The sequence below is a fragment of the Polyangiaceae bacterium genome (assembly GCA_015075635.1).
Lineage (GTDB): Bacteria > Myxococcota_A > Polyangia > Polyangiales > Polyangiaceae > JADJKB01.
This window is the reverse complement of record JABTUA010000002.1, coordinates 1148830-1160715: the sequence shown is the minus strand read 5'-3', so window position 1 is coordinate 1160715 and position 11886 is coordinate 1148830. Positions and strand designations below refer to the sequence as shown.

Annotated in this window: 11 protein-coding genes; 2 read left to right on the top strand and 9 right to left on the bottom strand. The window is 70.4% G+C overall.

The genetic code is table 11. From position 1 onward, the window contains the following. Positions 1-10: 10 nt before the first annotated feature. The gene (locus HS104_21555) at positions 11-1477 is read left to right on the top strand and encodes a DASS family sodium-coupled anion symporter (protein ID MBE7482554.1); all 1467 of its coding nucleotides are present in this window, start codon (positions 11-13) and stop codon (positions 1475-1477) included. Positions 1478-1483: 6 nt separating this feature from the next. Here HS104_21555 and HS104_21550 read toward each other — a convergent pair whose 3' ends face one another. The 9 genes from HS104_21550 to HS104_21510 all read right to left on the bottom strand — a co-directional run bounded on the left by HS104_21550 (position 1484) and on the right by HS104_21510 (position 10605). Then, on the bottom strand, positions 1484-2206 hold the full coding sequence (locus HS104_21550) for a SagB/ThcOx family dehydrogenase (protein ID MBE7482553.1): 723 nt from the start codon (positions 2204-2206) through the stop codon (positions 1484-1486). Continuing rightward, positions 2203-3435, bottom strand: coding sequence for a YcaO-like family protein (locus tag HS104_21545; protein ID MBE7482552.1), 1233 nt, complete (start codon positions 3433-3435; stop codon positions 2203-2205). The genes HS104_21550 and HS104_21545 overlap by 4 nt, the downstream gene beginning before the upstream one ends. Continuing rightward, the gene (locus tag HS104_21540; GenBank protein MBE7482551.1) at positions 3432-4244 is read right to left on the bottom strand and encodes a TOMM precursor leader peptide-binding protein; all 813 of its coding nucleotides are present in this window, start codon (positions 4242-4244) and stop codon (positions 3432-3434) included. Before HS104_21540 ends, HS104_21545 begins: the two co-directional genes overlap by 4 nt. Position 4245: 1 nt before the next feature. Then, positions 4246-4869, bottom strand: coding sequence for an SRPBCC family protein (locus HS104_21535; protein MBE7482550.1), 624 nt, complete (start codon positions 4867-4869; stop codon positions 4246-4248). Then, a complete protein-coding gene (locus HS104_21530) occupies positions 4869-5378 on the bottom strand; it encodes a hypothetical protein (GenBank protein MBE7482549.1) in 510 nt (169 codons plus the stop codon). The genes HS104_21535 and HS104_21530 overlap by 1 nt, the downstream gene beginning before the upstream one ends. A gap of 66 nt (positions 5379-5444) precedes the next feature. Beyond that, positions 5445-8243 (bottom strand): valine--tRNA ligase, encoded by a 2799-nt coding sequence (locus HS104_21525; protein ID MBE7482548.1) that lies wholly within the window; start codon positions 8241-8243, stop codon positions 5445-5447. Positions 8244-8287: 44 nt separating this feature from the next. Continuing rightward, positions 8288-9037, bottom strand: a complete 750-nt coding sequence (locus tag HS104_21520) for a hypothetical protein (protein ID MBE7482547.1) — start codon at positions 9035-9037, stop codon at positions 8288-8290. A gap of 9 nt (positions 9038-9046) precedes the next feature. After that, positions 9047-9775, bottom strand: coding sequence for a hypothetical protein (locus tag HS104_21515; GenBank protein MBE7482546.1), 729 nt, complete (start codon positions 9773-9775; stop codon positions 9047-9049). 26 nt (positions 9776-9801) lie between these two features. Then, positions 9802-10605, bottom strand: coding sequence for a response regulator (locus HS104_21510; protein MBE7482545.1), 804 nt, complete (start codon positions 10603-10605; stop codon positions 9802-9804). Between the two features lie 203 nt (positions 10606-10808). On the opposite strand from HS104_21510, the gene hrcA reads away from it, so the two are divergent. Further along, positions 10809-11870: a heat-inducible transcription repressor HrcA gene (hrcA, locus tag HS104_21505; GenBank protein MBE7482544.1), complete on the top strand. Its 1062-nt coding sequence runs from the start codon at positions 10809-10811 to the stop codon at positions 11868-11870. Positions 11871-11886: the final 16 nt, after the last annotated feature.

The window sequence follows — 11886 nt, the reverse complement described above, 5'->3', positions numbered from 1 at the left end:
GGTCGCGCACGTGGCGGCGGACGAAAAGGGCGTTCTCGTCTGGAGGCGCATCGGGCTCGTGTTGGGCCCCGCAGTCTTCGCGCTGATCGCCTTCGTTCCGTCCAGCCTGCACACCATTCCGGGCTTTGGTCATCGACCCGCGTACGCCGCCGCGGTGGCTTCGCTGATGGCCATCTGGTGGTTCACCGAGGCCTTGCCCATCGCGGCGACGGCGGCGCTGCCGCTGCTGCTGTTTCCGCTCTTCGGAGTGTTCGGGAAGGGGCTCGCCGGCGACACGGTGCGCGCCGTCGAGCCGTTCGTGGACGCCTACATCTTCCTGTTCATGGGCGGAATGACCATCGGCGCGGCGATGGAGCAGTGGGGCCTGCACCGGCGCGTCGCGCTGCACATCATGCGCGCCATCGGCACGGAGCCGCGCCGCCTGCTGCTCGGGATGTTGGTGGCGACGGCGGCGGTGTCGATGTGGATCTCCAACACTGCCACCGCGGTCATGATGATGCCCATCGGCATGGCCCTCTTGGCCCAGCTCGAGGCCGCGCACGAGGGACGCCGGCTCGGTGACTTCGGCGCGAGCCTGATGCTGTCCATCGCCTACGCGGCCAACGTGGGCGGTATCGGCACCAAGATCGGCACCGGCACGAACTCGATCTTCGTCGGCTTCCTGTCGGACAAGCTCGGCTACGACATGAGCTTCCTGCGCTACATGGCGGTCGGCCTGCCGTTCGTGGTGCTGTTCATCCCCATCGTGTGGTGGGTGCTCTGGCTCAACGCCAAGGGCGATCTGCCCGCGGGCACCCAGGGGCGCGAGGTGCTCGAGCGCGAGCTCCGCGCGCTGGGTGCCTGGTCGGCGCGCGAGCGCGTGGTCGCGGCGGTGTTCCTGGTCGCCGCGGTGCTCTGGGTCCTCGGGGACGTGCTCCGGCCCCTGCTCGCGCAGCGAGTCGCCGTGCTCTTCCCCGGCGTGAAGCTCCTCGGGAAGCACTACGAAGCCACGGTAGCGATGAGCGCCGGGCTCTTCCTGGTCGTGAGCCGCACGGTGAGCTTCGCCCAGCTCCGGCGCGTGCCCTGGGGCACGCTGGTGCTGCTCGGCGGGAGCTTCGCCATGGCTGCCGGCATCGAGGGCGGGGGACTCTCCGGGTTCCTCACCGCGCAGCTCGAACCGGTCGCGCGCCTGCCGCTCTTGGCGCAGCTCGGGCTGGCTGCGTTCGCGACCGTTGGCCTGTCCGCCGTGGCGTCGAACACCGCGACGGTGAACGTGTTCCTGAACGTCCTGCCGCGCTCGCTGCCGGTGCTCTCCGCCTGCGCGCTGGCCGCTTCGTGCGACTTCGCGCTGCCCGCGGGCACTCCGCCGAACGCCATCGTGTTCGGCAGCGGCTACGTGCGCTTGCCTCAGATGATGCGGACCGGGATCGTGCTGGACGTGATGGCTGCGGTGCTCATCACCGCGTACGCGTTCTTCTACCTGCCGCTGGTGCTGTGAGAAGCACTAGCCGAAGGCGCCGACGTACAGGACAGCGTCGCTCCTCGGGAGCGGGACGGCGCGGGCGATCTCCCGCTCGAAGAAGCCACCGAGCGGCAGTGTGGTCGAGCCTACGCTCTCGGAGAGCAGGCACAGGTTCTGCATCAAGTGCCCGGCCTCCAGCAGCAAGAATCGGGCGGCGCGCTCGCCGTACTTCGCTTCGGTGCGGGCGGTGTCGCCGGCGACGATCCAGAAGAGCGCGCCGCCCGTGAACTGCACGCTCGACGGCACGCGCTCCGCCCACTCTCCGCGCTCTGCGCCGGGCGCGATCAGGGTGAGAGCGTGCGCGCCTCGGTCGTAGTGGTAACGGCCGGGGTCGAGCCAGCCAGCGCCGAAGCTCACCAGATACAGCTCCAGCGCGTTGAGCGATCCGGCCGAAGGTGTCGGGCCCATGCCGCGCTCGGCGTTCACGCCGTGCGCGTACAGGAGCACGCGAGCCAGCGACTTCTTGGCGGGGAGCGCCGTGGAGAGCTCGCGACGCGAGCGCCGCCTGACGAGCACGCGATCGAGCGCGGTGCCCAATCGCGGCCGCGCGCGCGGCAACGGGATCTGCGGATGTCCCGGGTACGAACGCGGGGTGTGGACGACGGCTTCGGACTCGGTCGCCACGATGCGATCGCGAAACTCCGGGAAGCTCGTCCTGTCGAGCTCGAGCGGGGTCAGCACGGCGAGCGGGCGCGGGCGGGTCATGCGAAGGGGTGCGGGGGCGTCTCCGCGAAGTCCGCCAGGCGCCGCGGAGCCCAGAGGGGGCCGCCCAGGTGGGCGAGCCGATGGTCACCGTGCAGCGGCTGCAGGCCGACGACCACGACCTTGAGCACCAGCGAGCCCGAGCCGGTCGCGACCGGCGGGGTCGCGACGCGGAACAGCACGGGGTGGTCGGCGCCCAGACGTGCGACCAGCACCCTCGAGTCCTCCGTCACGGTGGCGGGCAGCGACTCGACCCGCGTTGCACGCGCGAGCACCGTGTGGCTCAGGCGCTCGGGGTGGTGCGTGTAGTAGAGCGCGTGCTCCACGAAGCTCTGCGGCAAGCGGTCCGCCGGCGCTCTCTCGCCGCGGCCGAGCACCCAGCGCGCGTGGTGCCGACCCTGCACGGCCTCCAGCGTCGCCTTCGCGAAGCTCGCGGCCAGCGTCTCCCGGCAGGCCGCGCCCGCGCTCAACACGAAGCCTTCGCTGTCCTCGCCACCGAGAGTGACGATGGTGACGTGCTCGCTGAACGGCGAACGCACACGGTAGAATCGGTAGTCGAGGTTCGGGCGCTCGAACCGGCTACGAGTCTCGTCCGGGAGGGCAGCAAACACGGCCTTCTGCGCGTGCTCCTCCAGCGGGTAGCGGCCCCACCACGCGCCCAGCACCGCGTCGCGCTCGATGACCTCCTGGAGGCCGCGGCGGAGCACCCAGTCTGGCTCCCGTCCGGCCGAGAGCCCCGTGGAGGTCACGGCGCAGATCGCGTGCGATTCGCCCGGTCGGGGGTGGAGATACGCGAGATCCTCCGGGACCCAGAGCGCGCGCCCGGTCGGCGCCTGTCGAAACGCCTGCCAGCGGCAACGGGTCCCGCGCGTGAAGGGGCGAAACGGGAAGCCGTCGAGCTCGTATTGCTCGGCCGAGAACAACACCCAGCGCGCGGGGTCCACGGCGGGCTCGGCGAGGGGCCAGTCCTCGAAGCTCGCTTCGACGCCGAGATCGCGCGGCAGCGGCGCGGTGTGGTGCCGCTCGATGGCCTCTCCCACGCACGCGAGGCGCGCGCTCTCTTCGTCGAGGCCTGCGCCGCCGACGTGCAGGACTTCGTGGCGCGCGCCTGCCGGCGCCAGGGACGCCGCCCACATCGCCACGAGCGGATCGTGAGCGCGCGACTCCAGCCGGGAGAACGCGGTGAAGAGGCCGGTGTAGCGGCTCTCGTACCAGCTGTCCGAGCTCGTCATCGGAGCTCTCCGCAGGCCGCGCACTCCGGATCCATCGGGACACGATGCGACGCGACCTCGAGCGTCGCGTGCTCCACCACGTGCAGGCGGAACAAGGCGGCGCTCGGCGCCGGATCCCGCAGGAGGTCGGCCTTCCACCGCACGAGCGCGCTCACCACTTCGACGACCGAGGCAGGGACCTCGACGGTCGGCCAGGCTCGCTCACCGGAGGCGAGGACGTCGTACAGTTCGGGCACCGGCGAGAGCCGACGGAACGCCGACACCAGGCATGCCAGGCAAGGGCCCGCGTCGGGCAAGCAAACCGGGCCGACGAAGCTCCGCGACAGCGGTCCGGTGCTCGCCCACAGAAACGGCACTGAACCGCGGAGGCAGTCGGCGTTGAAGGCCGAGAGCGCCGCGTAGTCGAGCTCCGACTGGCAGAAGACCCGAAGCGGCTCGGCGGACGCATCTGGGACGGGGCGCGCCTCGAGGGCGGCTCGAACCTGGCCGGCGCCCTCGAGCGCCAGGCGCCGAGCCGCTGCTCGGTGCGCCTCTGCCGCGCCCGTGGGCTCGAGCACGCGCTCGGCCAGAAGGCGGGCCAACAGCTCGAGCGCGTCGGGGCGTTTGTCCTCCGGAACGCGGGCCACGAGCTCCGCGCTCGTGGTTCGGCCATCCATGCCCGCGAGAAGGTCGGGCAACCAGCTGTCGAGCGCCGGCGCCTCGAGCTGGAAGCGCACGTCTTCGCCGGCGACCAGGTGCACGCTGCCCGGACCGGGCAATACGGCGAACGGCAGCGCGAAGCGCAGACGAAGCTCGCTGACCGGCTTCATGTCAGGGGGTGACGCGGGCCTTGACGCGCTTCACTGCGCCTCCGAGCTGGGCCAAGAGCAGGTTGTTGACGATCACCGGGGGCGCGCGGCGCGCGCGGATCTCCTGCTGGTAGACCAGCAGCGTGCGCCCGCCTTCCAGAGGCGTCAGCGTCCAGCTGCCGCGGGTGCGGCTCCCCTCGCCGTCGGTCTCGTCCCAAGAGGCGACGGAGCGATCGGCAGCCGTGTCGTGCCGGATGTGCACGTCGAACGGATACTCCGCGTAGGGCGCCACGACGCGCCCGACCAAGCGGAATCGACCGTCGGGGTCCTGGTCGTGCGACGCGAGCACCACGCGCCAGAGCTTCGAGTCGAAGATCTCACCGAAGCGGGAGTAGTCGGTGACCACTGCCCAGACTTCTTCTGGCTTCTGATCCAGCACCGCGGCGCAGCGCACGGGCTTGCCGCCGTCTGTTTCGAGGAACAGCTGGCACCGGATGCCATCGGCGGAACGCGTCGGGTTCTTCGGCGCGGACGTCGCCGAGGTTCCCCGCCACACGAACAGGAGGCACGTCACGATCACGAACAGGCTCATCAGCCCGGCGGCGCTCCAGGCAAAGCGCTTTCCCGGCGCCGAGCGCGCTGCCATCACTTCGCTCCCAGGTAGAGCACGAGCCCGACCGCCAAGAGCCCCGCGCCGAGCAGCGAGCCGAGGAACGACACGAGCGCGATCTTGCCCAGCGCCTTCAGCGCCGAGCCTTTGTTGGGGACCGGGAACAGCGGCGCGAGCACGAGCCCCAGCACGAAGGCCGCGAGCTGGAAGGCGGGCAGCCCGAGCACCACGCTGGCCAGGCCGATCCAGATGCCGTCGTGCACGTCGACGAGCGAGCCGATGACGAACGCCGCCACCGAGAGCGCGAACACCACCGTCCAGTGCACCGCGACCGTCAGCGCCGCGCCGTCTCGCGCGCCGCTCGGAGTGGCAGCGTTCGCCTCCGTTGCGCTCGGCACCACGGCCCAGGCGGAGCCCATGGCCGCGCCCACCAGTCCACCGAGCGCGTGCAGGCAGCAGCAGCAGCAGCAGCACGACGAACAGCAGACGCTGCCCACGACGGCCAAGCGTGTCGAGCGCTCGGGCGGCAGCCGTGCGACGCGCACTCCGCCTCCTCGCTCCGCCATCGCCAAGGAGTGTCCGCGCGCGCGCAGCGCAAAGTCAAGGGTCCGTCAGCGCTTCAGCTCTTCCACCAGCGACAGGCCCTCTTCCAGGCGTGCCTTCTGCTTTCGGAGCGCCTCGAGTTGCTCGCGCGCCTCGGTCACCACCTCCGGCGGCGCCTTGTCCACGAAGCTCTTGTTGGCCAGGCGCTTCTCGAGCGACTCGATGTCCTTCGAGATCTTCTTCTTCGAGCGCTCGATGCGATCCTGCTCGTGCGCCGCGTCCACCTTGCCGAGCAAGCCCACCAGCACCTCGACGTCGCCGGCCACCGTGAGCACGTGGCCCGCCGGCCGTGCGCCCCCGGGGGCCTCGATCACCGGGGCACCCTCGGTCTTCACCAGGAACGAGATCAGGCGCTCCTCCGAGGCGAGCAGCTGCGCGAGCGCGCCGCCCGCGCGCAGGTGGAGCGGGACCGCCGCGCCCGGGTGCACCTCGTGCTCGCTGCGCACGGCGCGCGCCGCGCCGATGGCGGCCATCACTTGGCCGAAGGCGCGCTCCGCCTCCGCGTCAGCGCGGCCGTCCGCCGCGCTCGGGTAGGGCGCGAGGGCGATGGACTTGGGGCGCGACGCGGGTCGCGGCACCCGCTGCCAGAGCTCCTCGGTGATGAACGGTGCGTAGGGGTGTAGCGCGCGCAGCACCGTCTCGATGGCGTGGGCCAGGGTCTGGCGCGTCTCGGCCTTCTCCGCGTCGCTTCCCGACGAGAACACCGGCTTGCAGGCCTCCAGGTACCAGTCGCAGAGCTCGTCCCAGACGAAGCGGTAGAGGGCGCTCGCGCCTTCGTCGAGCCGGAAGTCGACGATGCTCTTGCCGCTCTGCTCCACCGCGCCGGACAGCCGCGACAGGATCCAGCGGTTCATCAGCAGCTCGGGCGCGGGGGGCGAGTCGGCGAGAGTCACGCCCTCGATGTTGGGCAGCGAGAAACGCGTGGCGTTGTAGAGCTTGTTGCAGAAGTTGCGGTAGCCCTCGATGCGCTTGGGCGAGAGCGCGATGCGCTTGGCCTGCGGCGAGTAGCTGCACAGCGTGAGCCGGAGCGCGTCGGTGCCGTAGGCCGGGAAGCCCTGGCCCATCTGCGCCGTGGACGGGTAGGCCTTCCTGAACTTGGCGAGCGCCTCGGCCACCGGCGCGCCGGGCAGCGCCTTCTGCACCACGTTCTCGAAGGCGGAGCCGTGGATCAGGTCCAGCGGGTCGATGGTGTTGCCCTTCACCTTGCTCATCTTGTCGCCGGTCTCGTCCACCACGAGGCCGTGGAGCAGCACGCGCCGGAACGGCACGTCCTGCATGAAGTGGAGGCCCATCATCATCATGCGCGCGACCCAGAAGAACAGGATGTCGTAGCCCGTCTCCATGTCGCTCGAGGGATAGAAGCGGCGGAGAGCCAGCGTGTCGTCGGGCCAACCCAGGGTCGAGAACGGCCAGAGCGCGCTGGAGAACCAGGTGTCGAGCACGTCGGGGTCGCGGCTGAGCGCGGCCTTGCCGCACTTGGGGCAGGCGCTCGGGTGCTCGTCGCGCGTGACCAGCACCTCGCCGCACTCGCAGTGGAAGGCCGGGATCTGGTGGCCCCACCAGAGCTGGCGCGAGATGCACCAGTCCTGGATGTTCTCGAGCCAGTGGAAGTAGGTCTTGGCCCACTCCTCCGGGATGATCTGGGTGCGGCCGTCCCTGACCGCGGCCACGGCCGGTTCCGCCAGGGGCTGCATCTTCACGAACCACTGGGTGCTGATCATCGGCTCGACCACGGTGTTGCAGCGCTGGCAGCGCGGCAGCATCAGCGCGTGGGGTTTCGTGCCACGCTCCAGGCCCTTCTCGGCCAGCGCCGCCTTCACCGCCTTGCGCGCCTGCTTCACCGTCTGACCCTGGAAGCTGCCGCCCTCGGCGTTGATGCTGCCGTCCAGGTTCAGGATGTTGATTTCGCGTAGGCCGTGGCGCTTGCCCGTGGCGAAGTCATTGAAGTCGTGCGCCGGCGTCACCTTCACCGCGCCCGTTCCAAAGCTCATGTCGACCAAGATGGCGTCGGTGATCACCGGGATCTCGCGCTCGACGAAGGGGTGCTTCAGCGTCTTGCCGTGCAGGTGGGTGTAGCGCGGGTCGTCCGGGTGCACGGCGACCGCGGTGTCGCCCAGCATCGTCTCCGGGCGTGTGGTGGCCACCACCAGCTCGGTCACGCCGGTGCCGGGTTCGGGGTTCGCCACCGCGTAGGCGAACTCGTAGAGCTCGCCCGTGGCTTCTTCGTTCTCGACCTCGAGGTCGCTGAGCGCCGTGCGGCAGTCGCTGCACCAGTTGATCAGGCGCGTGGCCCTGTAGATCAGCCCCTCCTCGTACAGCCGGACGAAGGCCTCCTTCACGGCCCGGCTCATGTCCGGGTCCATGGTGAACTTGGTGCGCTCCCAGTCGGCGGAGCAGCCCAGCGCGCGCATCTGCACGGCGATGCGGCCGCCGCTCTCCTCCTTCCACTGCCAGACGCGCTCGACGAACTTCTCGCGGCCCAGGTCGTGGCGGCTCAGGTTCTCGCGCCGGAGCTGGCGCTCGACCACGGTCTGTGTGGCGATGCCGGCGTGATCGATGCCGGGTTGCCAGAGTGCGTTCAACCCCCGCATGCGCTGGTGGCGGATCAGCGCGTCCTCCAGCGTGCCCATCAGCGCGTGGCCCATGTGGAGCGACCCGGTGACGTTCGGGGGCGGGAGCGCGATGACGTACGCGGGTCGGGTGTCCGCGGGGTCCACGCTGGCGCGGAACACGCCCTCGGACTGCCAGAAGTCGTACCAACGCGGCTCCACGTCCGCGGGCTCGTAGGCTTTGGGAAGCTCGTTCATCTGCGGGCGCGCAGTATGACACGAGTCCAGGCGGCGAAGCTTCCTCAGCGGTACTCGACACCGTCCACGCCGACGCGGAAGAACTCGCCGCCGGGCTCTTCGAAGCGCTCGCTGCCGAAGAACCAGCCCAGGCGCATCCGTGTCGGGATGGTCAGTCCGGCGAAGCTGCGCCGTTCGTCGATCCAGCCGCCGAAGTCCTCGTAGTGGAACTTCCCCGTGCCTTGATCGCCCCAGCGTGGAAAGCGGCAGGCGATCAGCGCGCCTCGCTGGTCGAGCTCGAAGTCCAGCTGCGTCTCCTCGCCGTGCGCGCGCACGACCGGACCGGCGTGTCTCTGGCCCAGATCGGTCCAGCTGATCTCGTCGGAGAGCAGCACCGAGGGCAGCCAGCAGGCCTCGGCGTGCAGGCGACCGGCGGCGGAGCGGGAGATCTCCGCGCCCTCGGCGGTCACGAATGGGATCAGGCCGAACAGCTTCCAACGCATCATGCCCTCGCCGTCCACCAGCCGGTCGAAGCCGGAGACCACCAGCCCGTGCATCTTCACCCGCGCGCGCCAGACGAAGCCGCGATCCCACCGGATGACCTGCTCGGCTTCGAACGCGTCCCAGGAGTCCTTCAGGCGGATTGTGCCGTGCATCGTCAGGCGCGCCGCGCTGGGCAAGAGCGACCCGGGGGCGATCGCGTACGAGAGGTAGCGCCTTGCGCCTTCGGGCAGCGCTGCGACGCGCACGGGGTCGAAGCGCTCGGTCGCTCGCGGCGCCGTCTCCCACAGCTCTTCCAGAGTGCGATCGGGCATCGCCCGATGCTAATCACCCGTCTTGCGTCGTGCACGGCGGGGCTCGGGCGCCTCGTCCGCCTCCTCTTCTTCCTCCGCGGGCTCGTCGGCGTCCACGCGCAGCTTCTTCTGACGCTCGCGCGCGATATTTTCGCGCGCGACGCTCGTCACCTCGTCGAGCGCCGCGCGGAGCTCGCGGTCGCGACCCTGCACCAAGCGGGCGAACGCGGCCCGAACCACCGCGTAGACCAGCGCGATCCACAGCACGATCGCCACCGGGAGGGCCCCGGGGAAGCGCAGGGCCAGGACCAGCGGCACCACCAGCGCCATGCCGCCGCCGCCGACGCCGCCGACGATGCCGCCGAAGAGCCCACCGGCCAGGTTGCCCAGGCGCTCCACGCCGCGCACCGTGGTCTTGCCGTTCCTCGCGCTGACGCTCACCTCGACGGCGCGGGTGCCTTGCGGCATCGCGTTGGACCAGCCCAGGCTCTTGCCGACGCTGCTGGCCTGGCCGAGCACGTTGTAGCGGCGGCGCAGGACCTCCACCAGCTCCTCGTGCGAGTCCGCAGGGAGCTCACCGTCGAGCACCTGCTCGTGAACGATGCGGAGCTTGGCGCCGGCCAGCCGCTCTCCAAGGGACTTCTCGCCCCCCGGGTCGGGCGCCTCGAGGGTCTGAATGCGCTGCTTCGCCGTCGCGAGCTCGTCCTCGAGCTCTTCGACGCGCGCGCGCAGATGCTGGTTCTCGTCGCGATACGCCATCCGGGATCAGGACAGCGTTCGGACGGTCACTCCGCCGTGAGGCGGCGGATCTCTTCCTTGATGATCGTCTCGGCCAGCGTGGGAACGACCTCCCACACGATTTGCTCGACCACTTCTCGCGAGAGCGAGAGCACGCCGTCGACCTGCTCCTTGCTGAGCCCGAGGCCCGCCAGTCGCTCTGCGAACTCACCGTTGCCGGCCGTCGCTGCGGCGGCTGCAGCGGCGGGCGCTGCGGCAGGGGCTGGAGCCGGTGGCGGAGCCGGCGCTGCGGCGGGCGCCGGCGCTGCGGGTCCGCCGACCAAGGTCTGGACGTGCGGGCGCGCGGGGGCAGGGCCGATGGCGGGAGCCGCGGGGCGCGGCGTGACGACCGGCGGGCGCGGTGACGCCGCGGCGATGGGCGCTGCGGGAGCGGGAGCCGGCGCCGGCGCCGGAGCTGGGCGCGCGGCGGCCGGGGGCTGCTCGGCGAGCCGTCGAGCCAGGGCGCCCGTCTTGTCGAGGAGCTGCTGGGTGTCGAACGGCTTGTCCATGAACTCGTCAGCGCCCACGGAGGCGCCCCGCGCCTTGTCGTACGGCTGCTGCTTGCTCGACAAGATCAGCACCCCGACGCCCGGAGCCTCCCGCTTGATCTGCTGGCAGAGGTCGTAGCCTCCGCCGGCGGAGCCGAGGTTGGCGTCGATGAGAGCGAGGGCCGGCCGCTCGGCGCGCAGCTTCTCGAGGGCTTGCTGCGAGTTCTCCGCGAGCAGCACCTGGTAGGTGTCGCCCGAGAAGGTGATCTCGAGCACCTTTCGCATCGTCTTGCTGTCGTCGATGGCCAGCAGCGTGGTCGTCAAAGGTGTCCTCCCGCGGTCGAGGATTCGGCCGGTGGTGGATCAAACCGCAACGGCCGGAAAAGTGTCAAGGATTTCGCTGTCAGAGGGCCGTGCGCGCTGCGGGACTTACGGAAGCGCCGGAGATTTGCCGAGCTTTCCGCCGCGGTTCTGGGAATTGACTGGCCTGCCAGCGCGAAGAAACTTGGGTCTTGGTGACCCAACCCCTGCCCAAGCGCGCCCGCTCCATCCTCTACTCCGTGGTGACCGAGTTCATCGCAACGGGCGAGCCGGTCGGCAGCCGGACCTTGGTGAAGAAGTACGGGTTCGAGCTGTCGGCGGCCACCATTCGCAACGTGCTGGCGGATCTGGAGGACGCCGGTTATCTGGCGCAGCCGCACACATCCGCCGGGCGCGTCCCGACGGAGAAGGCCTTCCGGTTGTTCATCGACGCGTTGATGCGCGTGCGCCAGCTCTCCGAAGAGGAGGCTCACCGCATCGAGGAGCTGCTCTCCGACCCCCACGCCGGCCCCGACCTCTTGCGCCAGACCGGTCGTTTGCTCTCCGATTTGACCGGGGCCGCCGCAATCCTGGTGCGCCCGCGCATCGAGACCCGCACCGTGCTCAAGGTGCGGTTCATACCGACCCGGGCCACGGAGCTCCTGAGCGTGATCGTGTTCTCGGACGGGACCGTGGAGAATCGCTTCATCAGTCTCGAGGCGCCGCTGTCCGAGGGCGAGCTCACGCGACTGCACAACGCCCTGGAGGAGGGCATCGGCGGGCGTAACCTGGTCGAGGTACGAGATCACTTTGCCCGCGCGCTGGCGGACGGCCGCGACGAGCTGGCTGCGCTGCGCCAGCTCGGCCTGGCACTGGTCAACGCTGCCATCGAGGGCGTCGGGCGGGCGGTGGACGTGGTGGTCGAAGGCCAGGCTCGCCTCCTCGGGCGACCTGGCTTCGCCAGCACCGAGGAGCTGCGAGAGCTGATGCGAGTGCTCGAGGATCGTGAGAGATTGATCATGCTTCTCGACCGCGCCCTAAGCTCCGATCGGGTACAGGTCTTCCTGGGCGAAGAGACCAGCCAGGCCGTCGGATATCCGATGAGCGTCGTCGCGGCGCCGATTCACGAAGACGGCCGCCCGGGTGGTGCCGTCGGCGTCATCGGACCGACGCGCATGGACTACCCGAGCGTGGTTCCGCTCGTGGGTGCCACGGCGGACGCCGTGAGCGCCGCGCTGTCGCGCGGTCGGGAACCGGTCGCGCCCGTGAGCGAGAACGACGAAGACTGAACGGGCGTGCCGAGGC